Below are 15,680 nucleotides of genomic sequence, written 5' to 3' on the forward strand. Positions count from 1 at the left end.
CCCCCACCACCATTCGTGTTAACACGTCATGGGGCCTGTCATGGCCAGTTGTGGTATTTACTAGAGCTATGGGGAGACCGGAATTTACGGGGAGACATTGGCGCACAAAAAGAAGATGGCAGCCAGACTTTGCCATACCGTTGCCCACCAGACAGGCGCTCCCCTACATCCTCTTGACGTTCCTGGCCGCCGCCGCCTTGGGAACGGCGGCGTTGGCCGTTCTGAAGACCTCCTAGGGCCACTGTGAGGGTGCTGGTACGGCCCCGACTATGGCAAGGAGTCCTGGGCGGCGCCTTTATCCTGCTGGCACTCATCGGGTTTTGGCCCAGCCCCGTGGACCGGCCCATCCAAGGCGAACTTGCCGCCTTTCTATTTTTGCTCCATGCGCTTGGCTTTCCCGGCTGGATCAATTACGCGTTCGTGGAGGCCTCCGCCAACGTGGTGCTTTTTATCCCTGTGGGAATCGCTGCCACCTTGGCCTTTCCCGGCCGGAAATGGTGGCAGAACGCGGCCCTGGGACTGCTGGCCTCCGCGTGCATGGAACTCGGTCAGTTATTATTCCTCAGCAGCCGCTTCGCGAGCCCGCTGGATATTATTACCAATACTGCAGGCTGCGCGGCAGGCACCTTGATGGCAGCTGCCGCGCTCAAAGCCTTAAAAGACCAACAGGCCCAGCGCCTTTCAGCGCCGGGCCCGGCAGAGTCTCGCGTTTAGCTTGCTGCCTAATTAACGAATTCCTTCAACCAGGTCTTCAGCTCTTCACCGAATTCAACGCGCTCCGAGGCGATGGAAATGACCGCCTTGAGGTAGCTCAGCTTGTCTCCGGTGTCGTACCGGCGGCCCTTGAAGACCACACCGTAAACGCCGCCGCCCTCGCAGTCGGACACGGCCAGGGTCTGGAGGGCATCCGTCAGCTGGATCTCCCCTCCGCGGCCCGGCTCCGTTTCCTCCAGGACATCGAAGACCTCCGGATGGAGCACGTACCTCCCGATCACGGCAAGGTTGGACGGAGCGTCTTCCACTGCAGGCTTTTCCACGAGGCGGTTCACCCGGACGTAGTCCTCGCCTTCGACGGCGGAGATGTCCGCGCAGCCATAGGCGCTGATCTGGGCCGGATCCACTTCGATCAGGGCGACCACCGAACCACCTGTCCTCGCCTGGACCTCGATCATGGTGCTGAGCAGCTCGTCGCGCTCGTCAACAAGGTCATCGCCCAACAGGACGGCAAACGGCTCGTCTCCCACGTGCTGGCGGGCACACAGGACCGCGTGGCCCAACCCCTTCGGGTCGCCCTGGCGGACGTAGTGCACCGGTCCCAGGTTGGAGGCGTGCTGGATCGCCTCCAAGCGGTCCCGATCGCCCTTCAGCTCCAGGGTCCGTTCCAGGACCGGGGCGCGGTCAAAGTGGTCCTCCAGCGCCCGCTTCTGGCGGCCGGTAATCATCAGCAGATCGGTCAGGCCCGCCCTGACGGCCTCCTCCACCACATACTGGATGGCCGGCTGGTCAACCACCGGCAGCATCTCCTTCGGCATTGCCTTGGTGGCAGGCAGGAAGCGCGTGCCCAATCCGGCGGCTGGAATGACGGCTTTTCTGATTGATTTCCCCAAAGTCATAGCTGCACCTTACAAATCAAAGGTGCAAAGTGGTAGTCGGGCCCGCAAGAGAGCCTAAAGACCCTTGAAAACCGGGCTGCGCTTCTCCTGGAAAGCCCGGAAACCCTCGGCGTAGTCCTCGCTCTTGCACAGCCGTGCCTGTTCTGCGTTTTCCTCTTCCATGGCCTCCCACAGCCCCAGCCGCTGGTCCCGGATGTGCGCGACGAGCTCCTTGCTGGCCCGGAACRCACCCGTGGCGCCGGTGGCAACGCTGGCCACAATTGCGCGGGAATTCTGCAGAAGTTCCGCCGCGGGCATGGCCCGGCTGAACAGGCCCTGCGCCACGGCGTCGGCACCGCTCATGAGCTCGGCGGTGTAGATCAGGTCCAGGGTCCGGTGCATGCCGAGGCGTTCGGTGAAATACCAATGCCCGCCGGAGTCCAGGGTGGCGCCGAGTTTGGCGAACGGTGAGCCGACCTTGGCATTCTCTGCCACGTAAACCACATCCGTGGCCAGCAGCAGCCCCAGCCCCACGCCCAGGCAGGCGCCCTGGGCGGCGGCGAACGTGGGCGCGGGGAAGGCGCTCATTTTCTTCAGCAGCGGCTGGACGAGCCCGCCGAGGTAGGCCTGCGCGTCATCGCTCTCCGGTGTAACGCCGGCAATGTCACGGCCGGYGCAAAAGGCCCGGCCCTCGCCGCGGAGCAGCAGCGCCCGGACGTCGCCGCGCGCGGCGGCGTCAGCGGCGTCGTCGTACGCCTGGGACAAATCCGCGAGTGCCTGCTCGTCAAGAGAGTTGAGCTTGTGCGGGGCGTCGAGTACGACCTCGGCGACGCCGTCGGCGATGGACAGGGAAATCATGGGGCTCCTTGGATTCGAAAAGGCCTGGACGTCGAAAACCTTAGACGTCGAAGTCGACCGTGACTTCCGGGGTGGTGGGGTGGGACTGGCAGGTCAGGACGTAGCCCTTGTCGAGCTCATCCTGCTCCAGGGCGTAGTTCTCGTCCATGGTGACGTTGCCGCTGACCACCTTGGCCCGGCAGGTGCCGCACACGCCGCCAGCGCAGGCGAACGGCACATCGGGACGGACCCGGAGAGCGGCGTTGAGGATGGACTCGCGGGCATGGGTGGGGCTGGCCACCTCGCCCTGCAGCCYGTCCAGCTTGAACGTGATCTTGTAGGTTTCCTTGGATTCGTCCGTGACCACGGGCCGGCCAATGTTGCCCTCGGGGCGCTCCGGCTTGCCCGAAGTGAACAGTTCGAAGCGGACATGCTCCGGGGCAACGCCACGCTCGGCGAGGGTGTCCCGGCAGAGCTGGACGAGTTCGAACGGGCCGCAGAGGAACCATTCGTCGACGTCGTCGGCGTGGATGGCATTGCCCAGCAGTGCCTGCAGCTTCTCGGCGTCGATCCTGCCGCTGAGCAGCGGCGCGATCCGCTGTTCACGCGAGAGCACGTGGTGCAGCGCCAGCCGGGCCGGGTATTTGTCCTTCAGGTCCGCGAGTTCTTCAAGGAACATCACGTCCATCGCAGCCTTGTTGGCGTAGACGAGGTCAAAGCGGGTCTCCGGGTGGGCCGCCAGCAGGGTGCGGGCAATGGCGATCACGGGAGTGATGCCGGAGCCCGCGGCAATCGCCACGAAAGAGCCGGGCTCCCCCGCCAACTCTTCCGGATGGTTCATGGAGTTCATGACGTTCTGTTCCACGGACTTGCCGTCGCGGCCGTGCTTGGAGACAAAGGCACCCATGGGGCTCATGACGTCCAGGACGTCGCCGGCCTTGAGTTCGGCATTGGCCCACGTGGAGAACAAGCCGCCGAGGTCTTTCTTGATGGCCACGCGGATTTCGCTGCTGCCGTCCGCGAAACTGCGCGGTTCGGCACAGATCGAGTAGCTGCGGCGGATCTCGTGCGGCTGGCCGTCGGCGTCGGSCAAAGTGGTGCGCAGCGCGACGTACTGGCCCGGCAGGTAGTCGAACTGGCCGGCGAGCTCGGGCGGGACCCCGAACGTCACCTCGATGGCGTCGTCGGTGAGACGGCGGACTTCGTCCACCGTCAGGGTGTGGAAGGACGCACGACGGCGGCCGGTGGCTGCGGCCGACTCCGCGGCGGTCTGGCGGACAACCTTCATGGAAGCACCTGTTCCTTACAAGACTTTGAAGTAGTCGAACGGTTCCTTGCAGTCCTGGCACACGTAGAGGGCCTTGCAGGAGGTGGAACCGAAGCGGGTGAGTTCTTTGGTGTTCAGGGATGAGCACTGGGGACACTTGACGGCAAGCGAGAGCCGGACCGGGCCGGCGTGCCGGGTGGCCGCCGAGTGGCCCGAGGGTGGGGCTATCCCGTACTGCTCCAGCTTGGCCTTGCCGTCGGCACTCATCCAGTCAGTGGTCCAGGCCGGCGAGAGGACAAGTTCGACCCGGACGCTCGGGTACCCCGCACGGTGAAAAACCGCGGTGAGGTCATCCCGGATGGCGTCCATGGCGGGGCAGCCGGAGTACGTCGGGGTGATGGTGACCTGGACGGCGGGAACCATCCCGCCGTCGTCAGTGCTTGGTTCCGTCGAGACCTGGACATCGCGCAGGATGCCGAGGTCCGCGATGGTGAGGACCGGGATTTCGGGGTCGCACACGGTGGCAGCGACCGCCCAGGCCTTCTCCCGGGCAGTATTGCCCTTGGCGGCGTTGCGGCGCTCGGCGGTTTCCGGATCGGAGACAAACATTTCCATGGTCTCTACCAGCTGGCTCCGGGGTACTCGCGGGCGAGCACCTGCATCTCGGCGAGGAGGTAGCCGAGGTGTTCGGAGTGCAGGCCGCGGCGGCCCCCGCCCGGTGATGGCTGGACGTTGGGGACCTCGAGCTCGGCTTCGGCCAGGATCTCGCCGGTGAGCCGGTCGAAGTCGTCGCGCAGGCTCGATGGCTGGGGCGCGGCGCCGGCTTCGCTGAGGCGTCCGGTGAGTTCGTCGTCGCGGAACAGCTCATCCACGAAGGGCCAGATGACCTTGAAACCGTGGATCATCTTCTCGCGGGACTCGTCCGTGCCCTGGGCCAGGCGGAGGACCCACTGGGCGCTGTGGTCGCGGTGGTAGTCCACTTCCTTGACGGCCTTGGCGGCGATGCCGGCGATCGTTTCGTCGGTGGAATGCTTCAGCCGGCTGTACAGCTCGAACTGGTAGTAGCTGACGACGAACTGGCGGGCGATAGTGACGGCAAAGTCGCCATTCGGCTGTTCGAAGAGCGCCGCGGAGCGGAACTCGTGCTCGCGGCGGAAGTAGGCGAGATCGTCTTCGCTGCGCCCGTCCAGGCCGCCGGCATAGCTGAGGAAGGACCGGGCATGGCCCAGTTCGTCCAGGGCGATGTTGCCGAGGGCGACGTCCTCTTCGAGCTCCGGCGCGCGGGAGATCCAGTGGCCCAGTCGCTGGGCCAGGATCAGTGCGTCGTCACCCAGACGTAGGGCGAACTCGGCAGCGTCTTCGCTCGGCTTCGCGGAGCCGCGGCTGACGGCCAGGGCGATGTCTTCCGGACGGAGGGCGTTGCCGGGGGTGATGCGGGTGGCGCTGGCGGTGGCCTCGCCGCTATTGCCGGAGCCCTTGACGCCGACGGAGATGTCGCCGTGGCCGGCCGTTTCTTCTGCTGCTTCGGGTGCTGTGCTCACAGGTGCTTCACGCCCTCGCTCTTGGTGTAGTACGTGGCGTGGCGGTAGTCCTTGCCCTGGGGGGATTCAAAGAAGGAGCCTTTGGAATCGGGGTCGCTGGAGGCGATGGCCTCGGCCGGGACCACCCAGATGGACACCCCTTCGTTGCGGCGGGTGTAGAGGTCCCGGGCGTTGCGCAGGGCCATGGCCGCGTCGGGTGCGTGCAGGGATCCTGCGTGGACGTGGGACAGGCCGCGGCTGGAGCGGACGAACACTTCCCAGATGGGCCAGACGTTTCCTGCTTGGGGTTCGGTGGTCATGCTGCGGATTCCTTCTCTGCTTGCTTCATTGCCTGCTTTTCCGCGTAGGCGGCGGCGGCTTCGCGCACCCAGGCGCCGTTCTGGTGTGCCTCGCGGCGCCGTTCCAGGCGCTGGGCGTTGCAGGGGCCGCGGCCGGCGAGGACTTCGTGGAATTCATCCCAGTCCAGCGGGCCGTGCTCCCACTTCTTGGTTTCCTCGTTGAAGCGGATGTCCTTGTCCGGGAGGGTGAGTTCCAGGACCTTGACCTGCTCCATCATCATGCCGACGAAGCGGTTGCGGAGCTCGTCGTTGCTGAAGCGCTTGATGTTCCAGGCCATGGACTGCTTGGAGTTGGGCGAATCGTCGTCCGGCGGGCCGAACATCATCAGGGCGGGAGCGTACCAGCGGTTTACCGCTTCCTGGGCCATCTGCTTCTGCTCGGGGGTGCCGTGGGAGAGTTCCAGCAGGATCTCAAAGCCCTGGCGCTGGTGGAAGGACTCTTCCTTGCAGACCCGCACCATGGCCCGGCCGTAGGGGCCGAAGGAGGCGCGGCAGAGCGGCACCTGGTTGGCGATAGCGGCGCCGTCGACCATCCAGCCGATGGCACCCATGTCGGCCCAGGTGCGGGCGGGGTAGTTGAAGATGGAGGAGTACTTGGCCTTGCCGTCCATCAGGTCCTGCATCATCTGATCGCGYGGCTGGCCGAGGGTTTCGGCAGCGGAATACAGGTAGAGGCCGTGGCCCGCCTCGTCCTGGACCTTGGCCATGAGGATGGCCTTGCGCTTCAGGCTCGGGGCGCGGGAGATCCAGTTGGCCTCGGGCTGCATGCCAATGATCTCCGAGTGCGCGTGCTGCGAGATCTGGCGCAGGAGCGTCTTGCGGTAGGCCGGCGGCATCCAGTCACGCGGCTCGATCCGGGAATCTTCCGCCATGACCTTGTCGAAATAGGCCTGGCCCTCGGCGTCGCGCCGGGCCGCGTCCTCGGGGCTCAGTTCATGCCGTGCCGGCGATGGCTCGGCGGGCACTGACTGCAGGGTCTGCGATGCCATGGTTGCTCCTAATGAATTTCCGATAAATAATTACCGACCGTTCGTTCAGGATATGCGGAAGGCTGGAGATGCGTCAAGGACGGCTGGCCGCTAAACCGCTGCGCCTTGGCCATCTATACCTAGAGCTACAAGGCTTGATACCCTTCAGCTCTAGGTATAGGAGGCTCGGTGCGGATTGATAAAGACCTGGTCGCCGCCTCGGCCACGCCCCTGGTGCTGGGCATTTTGGCCGAGGGCGACCTGTACGGCTACGCCATCCTCAAGCGGGTGAGTGAGCTCTCGGGCGGCGGCATGCAGTGGACCGACGGGATGCTCTACCCGCTGCTGCACCGGCTTGAGCGGCTGGGTTACGTGTCCTCGCTGTGGGGTACCTCCGATGCCGGGCGCCGGCGCAAGCACTACACCATCACCCCGGCCGGCCGGGACGCCCTGGCCGACCGCCAGGAGCAGTGGACTGTCGTCGCAGACGCGCTACGCCAGGTGTGGCAGAGCACCCAGGGGCCCGCGGCCGCGGCTGAGGGGTGGGCGTGATGGCGCCACACGCTGAGCTCGAGGCGCAGATCGACCGCTGGCGCGGATACGTTCAGCGGAACCGGGCGATCTCCCCCGCCGACGTGGACGAGCTGGAGGACCACCTGCGCGAGCAAATCGCCGACCGGCAGGCCACCGGCCTCGATGACGAGGAGGCCTTCTTGGTCGCCATCAAGCGCCTGGGCAACCTCGACGCCGTCTCACACGAGTTTGCCCGCGAGCACTCCGAGCGGCTGTGGAAGCAGCTCGTCCTGGTGCCGGAGGGCTCCGACGATGGCAACGCGTCACCATGGCGCGAGCTGGTGGTCGTCCTGGCACTTGCCGTCGGGGCGGGCGTGGCGGTCAAGGCTGGCGCTGCCTGGATCGAGGATGGCGCCGCCCTGATGCGCAACCTGGGCCTGCTCGTCTTCCCCTTCGTGGCCGGATACTTCGCGTGGAAGCGGCGCTTCACCTGGAAGGTGGCGGCGACGCTGGTGGTCCCGTTTGCCGTCCTGGCGGCAGTGCTCAACCTGTATCCCTTCGCCCCAGGCGGCGCCACCGGGATGCTCGCCGCCCTGCACGCTCCCGTCTTCCTGTGGGTGCTGACCGGAATGGCGTACGTCGGGGGGAGGTGGCGATCCGATACGCGGCGCATGGACTTCGTGCGGTTTACCGGCGAGCTTGCGATCTACTACACGCTGCTGGCGCTCGGCGGCGCGGTCCTGATCGCCCTGACGCTCGCGACCCTCAGGATCATTGGCGCCAATTTCCAGCCGGTCGTGGACGATTGGGTCCTGCCGTTCGCCGTACCCGGGGCCCTGGTGGTGGCCACCTGGCTCGTCGAGGCCAAGCAGCAGGTGGTCGAAAACATCGCCCCCGTCCTGACCCGCGTCTTCACACCGCTGACCATTGCCATGCTGCTGGTCCTTCTGGCCGTGCTTGCCACCGCCGGCGGCTTCGTCGAGATCGACCGCACCCTGCTCATCCTCATGGACGCGATCCTGGTGCTGGTCCTCTGTCTGCTGCTCTACTCGATTTCCGCCCGCGAACCGCTCGCCCCGCCCGGACTGTTCGATGCTTTGCAGTTGGCCCTCGTCATCGCGGCCCTTGCAGTCGACGCCGTGATGCTGACCGCCATGCTGACCCGCATCGCCGAGTTCGGCTACAGTCCCAACAAGATCGCCGCGCTCGGCCTGAACCTGCTGTTGCTGGTGCACTTGTTGCGCGCGGCGTGGCTCTCCGTCGGATTCCTGCGCGGCCGCCTCCCGTTTACCGTGGTCGAGCGCTGGCAAACATGCTACCTGCCGATCTACGGCGCCTGGGCAACAGTCGTGGTGGTGGTCTTCCCGCCCGTCTTCGGCTTCATCTAAGCAGCAGGGCCTCCGCACAACAGAGAATGTCAGCCCTCGCCCATATCGTGCAAGGCTAGTGGCATGGATCTGGAGGTGTCACCCGCGCTCACGATTCCCGCGTCGGAACTCGGCTGGCGGTTCTCGCGCTCGTCCGGGCCGGGCGGTCAACACGTCAACACCTCGGACAGCCGCGTCGAACTCTCGTGGAGCGTTGCCGACTCGGCGGCGATTTCGGATGACCAACGACTGATGCTGTTCAGGCGTCTCGGACAACGCCTCGTCGCCGGCGTGATCACGGTGACGGCGTCGGAGCGGCGCTCCCAGCTGCGCAATCGCGAGATCGCCCTGGCCAAGCTCTCCGCCCTCGTGGCAGAGGGGCTTGCTCCCGAAGGTGCTCGCCGCCGCGCCACCAAACCCACCCGGGGCTCGAACCGTCGGCGCCTCGCCGCAAAGGGACAGCGGGCAGAGACGAAACGTCAACGACAGCGGCCGTCTGCCGAGTAGCTCCGTCCAGTCACTTATCAGTCGCGGGCAGCCGGAGCGCACAGATGGAAACCTGTTCGATCGGCTAACCCGACGCGGCTGGATTCTAGGCTGCTGCCAGCCTCCGGAGCCGCGGGGCCGGCGCATATTCCGTCGGCGCAACGATGCTGAGCTGGCATTCTGACTGCAGCGGATCAATGGTGGCCGGCAAGTGGTGGGAGGCTGAGCACTCCCGCAGCTGCTCGAGGGCCGCCGGTTCCACCACGGCGTGGCTGACATCCAACACCAGGTGGAGTCCTTCCCTCAGGTGGTTTGCCCGCTTGACCACCACATACAGGGCCTGGAGGCTCCTCGCCGTCACATGTCCCTGCGCTGCTACTTCTGCCTGACCGCAATCGAGGTCGAGCCTGACAAGAACCCGGAGTTTGTGGTTCAAAACGATTCCCCTGTTCGTGCATTCACCGCTTGGCCGCGACGCTGCGACCGGTTTGGCCGCGACGCTGCGACCGCAACCCAGCCTAGGCAGGGAGTGTGATGTAGGCAACAGTGCGCTTCATATCCGGGAAATCTCGCGTTATGTGCCGGTTTGGTGGCCGCAAAGTGTTGATCGGCGGGCCCGGCGTACTGTATTGGGGGGCGCCACGTCGCCTCCCTACGCCTCTGCGCGGACCTGCACCCCCGGATGCAGGACGAGCCAGCGCCGGCGCCTTGAGTCCGGACCGCCGGTGATAGCTTGAACTCGTGAACATCGGCGCAGGCAAGAAGCTCCCCCTCTGGGCCTCCGTGACCCTGAACATGCTGGTAGCCCTAGTGGCTGTCGCCCTGATCCAGGGGTTCCTGGTGAAGGCCTACCGGATACCGTCAGGATCGATGGAGCCGACGCTGCAGGGGTCTGCGGGCGACGGCGACAGAATCCTCGTGAACCGTCTTGCCTACGCTGGCTCAGAAGCACGCGCCGGTGACATCGTGGTGTTCACCCGCCCGGACAGCTGGCAGACGGAATCGGCGGTGGCACGCAGCGGCGGGTTCGCCGGGTTTGCCCGTTCGTTCGGCGATGTGACAGGGATCGGGCCCTCCAACGAGCAATTCCTGGTGAAGCGGGTGGTTGCGACCGGTGGCCAAACCATCAGCTGCTGCGGACAGGATGGCAAACTGCGCATCGACGGCCAGCCCCTCGACGAGCCCTACATTTTCGAGGATCTGCCGTTTGAGGCTGGCAGCAACGACTGCCAGACCAGCCCCCGTTCGCTCAGGTGTCTTCCTGCGTTTACAGTCCCCGAGGGAGAGCTCGTGGTGCTCGGGGACCACCGTTCGGTCTCCGTTGATTCGGCCATCGCCTGCCGGAGCCTGACTGTTGTGGCAGGCGACTGCATGAGGACAATTAAGTCCTCGGCCGTCGTCGGTCAGGTGGCGGCGAGATTCTGGCCCCTTGACCGCGCCGGCGGAGTGGGCTGACTTTTCCAGAAAATGAAAATCCCCTCGGAGCGGTCGCTCCAAGGGGATATCTTCAGTGCTACCGCGCCTCAGTGCTACCGAGCGGCCACCGGCTCGACGGATTGATACGAGGTGTAGTACCTGTACGAGCCCGCGCCGGTGGTGGGCACGCGGTTGAGAATGGTGCCCAAGACGTTGCCGTTCACCCGCCCCAGGTTGCCGAGGGATTTGCCAAGCTCTTCATCGGTGGTCTTTCCGGACCTGACAACAACGATTGCTCCGTCGGCAATGCGTGTGAGGACGGCGGCGTCTGTCACGGGGAGCAACGGCGGGGCGTCAACCAGCACAATGGCGTCCTGTGCGAGGGTCTTGAGCAACGTCTTCATTGCCTGGGAGCCCAACAGCTCACTGGGGTTCGGCGGGATCCGGCCGGACCCGAGCACACGCAGGTTAGGCATCGCGCTCCATTCCTGCAGCACGTCTTCTAGCTCGGCGTGGCCGCTCAGGACGTCGGTTACCCCGACGCCGGGGATCAGGTTGAAGACGTCGACCAGGGTGGGGCGGCGCAGGTCGCCGTCGACCACTACAACGTTCTCACCGGCGGCGGCCATGGTGACCGCAAGATTGGCCGTAACCGTCGATTTACCCTCGGCCGGAACTGAACTCGTCACCACAATGATCCGCGGCGGATTGTCGACGTCGACGTACTGGAGATTTGTCCGGAGCTCCCTCAGGGCTTCGGTGATGGCATGCGAACCTTCTCCCGATGCGACCGGGCTAAATCCATCGTCCAGCACGGTGCTTTTCCCGTCCAAGCGGTGGTCCACCGGGAGCGTGCCCAGCACGGGCACGCCGAACCGGCGTTCGATCGCAGTGGCACTGCGGAGCCTGCGGTCCAAACGGTGGCGAAGCATGGCGTAGAGGATGCCAAAAACCAGGCCGGCCAAGGCTCCGATGGCCAGAGCCAGCTTCACGTTGGGAGATGTTGGGGCTGTCGGCAAGAGGGCTTGGCCGAGGGGCACCACGCGGATTACTGGTACGGGGACGACGTTCGAGCCTTCCACCGCTTGGATACTTTCCAATTCCTTGACTTGCTCGGCGAGGCCCATGACCCAGGCATCCGCGACCCGTTGGGCCATCGCGGGGTCAGTGGACGTGGCCGTGACGGCAAGCTGGGCGCTTTCCTTCGGCACGGAAACGGTGACGGCCCCCAGGAGAGCGTCCGGCGAAGTGGTGAGGCCAAGGGACTTGACGACTCGCTCGGCCACAAGCCTGGACTTGGCCACAGACTCGTACTTGGCGGCTTTGGTCTGGGCCAGGTTCTCGCTCATGAGCGAAAGGCTGAGGTTATCCGAGCCGCCTGCCACCACGATCCCGCTGGACTGCGCCGAGTAGATCTTCGGCTGAAGGAGGGTCCAGCAAAAAGCGAGCACGGTGAGGGCCAGGGTGAAAGCCAAGATGCCCTTCCACCGGGCCCGGGCGATGCGCAGGTAGTCCTCCAGCGCAAGCCCCGCGGGTGTCTGCCCGTTGTTCTCGGCCGTATCAAAACCAGTCACGTGTTGGTCCTCTCCCCCGTGCCTGGTCCCAACGACCCACACGAAAAGTTACTTTACGGTACGGTGACCGCGTTGGTGTGCATATTAACCGCGCAGGAGCAATCCCTGGCCGACGAGGCCCTCCACGGCCGCATCAAGCAACACTTCATAGCCCTCGGGCAGCCCGTGAACGGCCTCAATTCGGGCCGCCAGAGTCTGCAGCGAGACGGGACGCTGGGCTGTCTGCCAGATGATCGGTCCGATGCCACTGAGCCTGATGACTTCAGTTTCCGTCAGAACCAGAAGGTCTCCGCCGATTTCTACTGCGTCAACGGCGTCGGTCCGTTGCAGCCAGCCTCCGGGGATCGGTTCTTCCTTCTTTTCACCTGCCTGGTGATCTGCCTGTTCAGCTTCCGACTCCAGCAGGGCGGGAGTCCATGCGGTGATGACTTCCGGCCGGTGAGCGGGCTGCGCCAAAAACAGCGGCGCCAGGCTGTCCGTTAGGTCCGCCGCTTCGGAATAACTGACGCGGAACACTCCGCCCACGCTGTCGATCAGCCGGCAGAGCGACTGAAGCGGCTGGAGGACGGCAGCCTGGGAGGACGTGTCCGGGATCAGCGCAAGCACTGCGTCCACCAGAGGGACCGGCTCGATGACGGGGAGCTGATAGTCGCCGCCGGTAACCCTGTCCAGCAGTGCGATGGACGTGATGCGAGGGTCTTCCGGTGCGACTTTCAGGCCAAGCTCGTCCGGGCCCACCTGGAGTTTCGCTGCGCCCGTTGTTGTCTGCTTGACCGACAGCGGTTTTGGGTACGGCTCGATTGTCCCGTCAGCACGGATTGCAACAGTTTCGTCAGTTACATATCCGAAGGTCCGGGCGAGCTGCGAGGAAGCCGTGGTCTTGCCAGTGCCGGACTTTGCCACCAGGGCGACCACCCTGCCTTCCTCGTCGGCAACCCCGCACGCGTGAAGCATGGTCAGCTCACCCGCACGTTCGAGAATGGCCGCCACGGTGACTTCAGAGGTCACAGCCTCAGCCAAGCCCTCGAACGAGTCCGAGCGGAGGTGCCGCACACCCGCGCCGGGGAGCTTTGTTTCATAGCGGACGGATGCTGTAAAGGGCTGGTCCGAAGCGCACGGCACCGTTTGCGGTGCGACGACGAAAGAGTCGCTTAGGCACCGGCTCCAGGCCCGGGTCATGGATTGCCGTTGGGCGAAAGTCACCGCTGGCCCCCAGTGAACGGTGAAGCTTGTGCCCAGCACATCAAGGGCCAAGTCACTGGGGGCTTTCAATCAGTCTCACCAATCCGGTAACGCCGTGGGATGTTCCTGCCTGGATCGAAGGACGCGCGCACTCGACAAGAATTCCACCGAGGCGGCACCCCAACATGATTCCGGCACTTGCTTCCGGCCATTAGATCACTTTTGGAGGCCACCCGGAGCATGGCTCGGCCGACGGGCTCTGGGCTCTTAGCCCTTTTTGAGAGTCACCTTGAACACCATGTCGGTGCTAGGGGCCCCCGCACCGGAGACAGTCACGGTGACGGTGTAGGTCAGGACGCCACTATTAGGCAGCGCACCATTACCGGTTCTGCTGTATGCGAAGTCGTACGGTGCGGACTGGCCGGTGCGCGGCAGGGCTGGCGCGGTGACAGTGAGGCCGATGCCAGCCGCCGTCGCAGCTGCATCGGGCGTGACCTTGATGCCAACGGTGATGGTCCCCATCACAGACGCGCCAGTGGTGGTGACCTTGAATCCCTGGGGTCCCGTTCCCACCGCTTTTGGCGTCCCACCGATGACTGGAACCCCGGTACCGGGCACCAGGCTTACTGCTGTTATCGGCTGGAGAGTGGCAACGAAAGCCATGGGAGGCAGCACAGTCTTCTTGGTAGCGGACTCGACAACTGTGACAGCCACAGTGACCGTGTATTTCAAAACGGCATTGCTCGCGGCATTACCCGCACCGGTTCTGCTGTATGCGAAGTTGTAGGGAGAGGACTTTCCGCTGGGCGCCAGTGCCGCTGCTGTGACAGCCAGACCGACACCAGCCGCCGTCGCAGCCGCGTCGGGCTGGACGGTGATGACGACGGATATGGCTCCCGTCACAGCGGCGCCGGTAGTGGTGACCGCAAAACCCTGCGGTCCGGTCCCTGACATTTGCGGGGTTCCCCCGACCGTCGGAAGGCCGCTGCCGGCAATAAGGGCTGCCGACAATGTAGTCGGCGGCGTCGATGCCGCAGCGGCCGGCGCTGCTATAGCTGCCGCGATCACGGGCACACTCCACGCGGCGCCCTTAACAACGGCACGGCGGTCGAAACTAGCTTTCGGTGCAGCCAGGCTCTTGATCTCCGACATCTTTTACCCCAAGTCGTGTGCGGCGGAGAGCCCCCAGTCGAGCAAGCTCCTGCCGAGCGTTTCGGCATCCTTTGACGACTGTACGCAGAAAAGCATGAATCTTCAATATCAAGATGCTTTATTTTCAAGAACGACAGAAGTTGGCCCTACCTTCTCCCGGAGATGCGAATGCCCCGTCGCGGCTAGACTCGGAAATCACGTCGCTGGCAAGAGTCTCGCTAATGGAAGTTGGATAACCCTTGGAATCGCCTCGCCCCGTTCGGATCCTGACGGTCTGCACCGGCAACATCTGCCGCTCGCCGGTGGCCGAGCGCCTGCTGCAGGCGGGCCTGGATCAGGTGCAGCCCGGTACTTTTGTGGTTCGAAGCGCCGGCACGCGGGCCATGGTGGGCGATCCGATCCAGCCGAGCTCTGCGGACATCATCAGGACGTATGGCGGCACCCCGGACGGTTTTGCGGCGCGCCAACTGACGCAAAAGATCCTCCGGGAGTCCGATCTGGTGTTGGCGATGACCGCTAAACACCGCGGCGAGGTGATGCAGATGGATGCCTCTTTGCTGAAGCGGACTTTTACTATCCGCGAGTTTGCCCGGATGCTGAAGGTCCTTGAGCAGCGCGACGCGGACACCCCCGCACCCTCTCCCGCCAGCGACACTCCATCCTTTTGGCGGGAACTCCCCGGCCGGGCGGCGTCAGTTCGGCACCTGTCACTGGCGCCGGACGCCGCCGACAACGACGTTGTTGATCCCTACCGCCGCGGGCAGGAGTTCTACGACCAGATGGAGGATGAGCTCGCCCCGGCCATCCTCGCCATTCTGCGTTTCGCCCGCCTCCACAGCTGACTTCGCCTCCTTCAGCCGCGGTTCACCGGCGCCGGAACCGGTCTTGGACAGTACTCTTGACGGTGACGGTCTGGGAGGACGGCAAATGAATGTGGATCTGACAACAGCCGGCGAGAATGAGCGTGTCAGGCTGGTGTCCCTGCACGGCTTATCCCTGTTGGATACGCGGGCGGAGGAACGCTTTGACCGGATCACCCGTGCCGCCCGTGAACTGTTCAATGTCCCCGTAGCCGCCGTGAATCTGTTGGACAGAGACCGGGTGTTCGTGAAGTCACCGCAAGGAACGGGTTTGAGGGAGATCGACCGGAAGGACACTTTCTGTGACGCCGCGATTGCCCAACCGGAAATCCTGATGGTCCCGGACGCGATGGCGGACCGGCGGTTCTTGGACCTGCCTGACGTCGTCGGCGGGCGCGGGGTCCGGTTTTATGCCGGCCGGCCGCTGAGCGTGGATGCGGGCAGCAGGGTCGGAACTCTCTGCCTGTTTGACACCCAGCCGCGTGAGCTTTCCGAGGTTCAGCTCCGGCAGTTGGATGAACTCGGAAGCTGGGCCGAACGTGAGCTCCAAGACTCCGCGGACCGGGACCGTGCGCGAGCCGTGCAGC

18 protein-coding genes are annotated in these 15,680 nt (G+C 64.8%); 7 read left to right on the forward strand and 11 right to left on the reverse strand.

What is annotated here, in order from left to right:
* The first annotated feature begins 333 nt into the window (after positions 1–333).
* Positions 334–714: a VanZ family protein gene (locus AC1D1S_RS12215; RefSeq protein ID WP_476994551.1), complete on the forward strand. Its 381-nt coding sequence runs from the start codon at positions 334–336 to the stop codon at positions 712–714.
* Positions 715–722: 8 nt separating this feature from the next.
* Here AC1D1S_RS12215 and galU read toward each other — a convergent pair whose 3' ends face one another.
* The 7 genes from galU to paaA are packed head-to-tail and all read right to left on the reverse strand — an operon-like array spanning position 723 to position 6,564.
* Positions 723–1,613, reverse strand: a complete 891-nt coding sequence (gene galU / locus AC1D1S_RS12220) for a UTP--glucose-1-phosphate uridylyltransferase GalU (RefSeq protein ID WP_476994552.1) — start codon at positions 1,611–1,613, stop codon at positions 723–725.
* Positions 1,614–1,667: 54 nt separating this feature from the next.
* Positions 1,668–2,450 (reverse strand): enoyl-CoA hydratase/isomerase family protein, encoded by a 783-nt coding sequence (locus tag AC1D1S_RS12225; RefSeq protein ID WP_476994553.1) that lies wholly within the window; start codon positions 2,448–2,450, stop codon positions 1,668–1,670.
* A gap of 40 nt (positions 2,451–2,490) precedes the next feature.
* Positions 2,491–3,717, reverse strand: coding sequence for a 1,2-phenylacetyl-CoA epoxidase subunit PaaE (gene paaE / locus AC1D1S_RS12230; RefSeq protein WP_476994554.1), 1,227 nt, complete (start codon positions 3,715–3,717; stop codon positions 2,491–2,493).
* A gap of 15 nt (positions 3,718–3,732) precedes the next feature.
* On the reverse strand, positions 3,733–4,305 hold the full coding sequence (gene paaD / locus AC1D1S_RS12235) for a 1,2-phenylacetyl-CoA epoxidase subunit PaaD (RefSeq protein ID WP_459386029.1): 573 nt from the start codon (positions 4,303–4,305) through the stop codon (positions 3,733–3,735).
* Between the two features lie 11 nt (positions 4,306–4,316).
* Positions 4,317–5,237, reverse strand: a complete 921-nt coding sequence (gene paaC, locus AC1D1S_RS12240) for a 1,2-phenylacetyl-CoA epoxidase subunit PaaC (RefSeq protein ID WP_476994555.1) — start codon at positions 5,235–5,237, stop codon at positions 4,317–4,319.
* Complete coding sequence (gene paaB, locus AC1D1S_RS12245; protein WP_028277739.1) at positions 5,234–5,536, reverse strand: 1,2-phenylacetyl-CoA epoxidase subunit PaaB; 303 nt, start codon at positions 5,534–5,536, stop codon at positions 5,234–5,236. Before paaB ends, paaC begins: the two co-directional genes overlap by 4 nt.
* Entirely contained in the window at positions 5,533–6,564 is a 1,032-nt protein-coding gene (gene paaA, locus AC1D1S_RS12250) for a 1,2-phenylacetyl-CoA epoxidase subunit PaaA (protein WP_243181890.1), read from the reverse strand. Before paaA ends, paaB begins: the two co-directional genes overlap by 4 nt.
* A 168-nt stretch (positions 6,565–6,732) precedes the next feature.
* On the opposite strand from paaA, the gene AC1D1S_RS12255 reads away from it, so the two are divergent.
* The 3 genes from AC1D1S_RS12255 (at position 6,733) to arfB (ending at position 8,930) form a co-directional block, all read left to right on the forward strand.
* Entirely contained in the window at positions 6,733–7,095 is a 363-nt protein-coding gene (locus AC1D1S_RS12255; RefSeq protein ID WP_476994556.1) for a PadR family transcriptional regulator, read from the forward strand.
* Positions 7,095–8,444 carry a permease prefix domain 1-containing protein gene (locus tag AC1D1S_RS12260; RefSeq protein WP_476994557.1) on the forward strand — a complete coding sequence of 450 codons (1,350 nt, stop codon included), beginning with the start codon at positions 7,095–7,097 and terminating at the stop codon, positions 8,442–8,444. Before AC1D1S_RS12255 ends, AC1D1S_RS12260 begins: the two co-directional genes overlap by 1 nt.
* A gap of 63 nt (positions 8,445–8,507) precedes the next feature.
* Entirely contained in the window at positions 8,508–8,930 is a 423-nt protein-coding gene (gene arfB, locus AC1D1S_RS12265) for an alternative ribosome rescue aminoacyl-tRNA hydrolase ArfB (protein ID WP_476994558.1), read from the forward strand.
* A gap of 85 nt (positions 8,931–9,015) precedes the next feature.
* Here arfB and AC1D1S_RS12270 read toward each other — a convergent pair whose 3' ends face one another.
* Entirely contained in the window at positions 9,016–9,345 is a 330-nt protein-coding gene (locus tag AC1D1S_RS12270) for a hypothetical protein (RefSeq protein WP_476994559.1), read from the reverse strand.
* Between the two features lie 305 nt (positions 9,346–9,650).
* On the opposite strand from AC1D1S_RS12270, the gene lepB reads away from it, so the two are divergent.
* On the forward strand, positions 9,651–10,364 hold the full coding sequence (gene lepB, locus AC1D1S_RS12275; RefSeq protein WP_476994560.1) for a signal peptidase I: 714 nt from the start codon (positions 9,651–9,653) through the stop codon (positions 10,362–10,364).
* A 74-nt stretch (positions 10,365–10,438) separates the two neighbouring features.
* On the opposite strand, the gene AC1D1S_RS12280 is transcribed toward lepB, so the two are convergent.
* From AC1D1S_RS12280 to AC1D1S_RS12290, 3 genes are all read right to left on the reverse strand, one after another.
* Positions 10,439–11,899, reverse strand: coding sequence for a tyrosine-protein kinase domain-containing protein (locus AC1D1S_RS12280; RefSeq protein WP_476994561.1), 1,461 nt, complete (start codon positions 11,897–11,899; stop codon positions 10,439–10,441).
* Between the two features lie 84 nt (positions 11,900–11,983).
* Positions 11,984–12,907 carry a hypothetical protein gene (locus tag AC1D1S_RS12285; RefSeq protein ID WP_476994562.1) on the reverse strand — a complete coding sequence of 308 codons (924 nt, stop codon included), beginning with the start codon at positions 12,905–12,907 and terminating at the stop codon, positions 11,984–11,986.
* Positions 12,908–13,348: 441 nt separating this feature from the next.
* On the reverse strand, positions 13,349–14,149 hold the full coding sequence (locus tag AC1D1S_RS12290) for a hypothetical protein (RefSeq protein ID WP_476994563.1): 801 nt from the start codon (positions 14,147–14,149) through the stop codon (positions 13,349–13,351).
* A gap of 323 nt (positions 14,150–14,472) precedes the next feature.
* Between AC1D1S_RS12290 and AC1D1S_RS12295 the strand changes: the two genes are divergently transcribed.
* Both AC1D1S_RS12295 and AC1D1S_RS12300 read left to right on the forward strand, forming a co-directional pair.
* A complete protein-coding gene (locus tag AC1D1S_RS12295; protein WP_476994564.1) occupies positions 14,473–15,075 on the forward strand; it encodes an arsenate reductase/protein-tyrosine-phosphatase family protein in 603 nt (200 codons plus the stop codon).
* Between the two features lie 85 nt (positions 15,076–15,160).
* Positions 15,161–15,680: GAF domain-containing protein (locus tag AC1D1S_RS12300; protein WP_476994565.1), on the forward strand; the 520-nt coding region annotated here is incomplete at its 3' end.

Source organism: Arthrobacter sp. P1_A5, assembly GCF_056406825.1.

Bases quoted from the DNA above. Each gene is read 5' to 3' on its own strand.
- paaD (WP_459386029.1), bottom strand. From the start codon at position 4,305: ATGTTTGTCTCCGATCCGGAAACCGCCGAGCGCCGCAACGCCGCCAAG.
- galU (WP_476994552.1), bottom strand. From the start codon at position 1,613: ATGACTTTGGGGAAATCAATCAGAAAAGCCGTCATTCCAGCCGCCGGA.
- AC1D1S_RS12260 (WP_476994557.1), top strand. From the start codon at position 7,095: ATGGCGCCACACGCTGAGCTCGAGGCGCAGATCGACCGCTGGCGCGGA.
- paaB (WP_028277739.1), bottom strand. From the start codon at position 5,536: ATGACCACCGAACCCCAAGCAGGAAACGTCTGGCCCATCTGGGAAGTG.
- arfB (WP_476994558.1), top strand. From the start codon at position 8,508: ATGGATCTGGAGGTGTCACCCGCGCTCACGATTCCCGCGTCGGAACTC.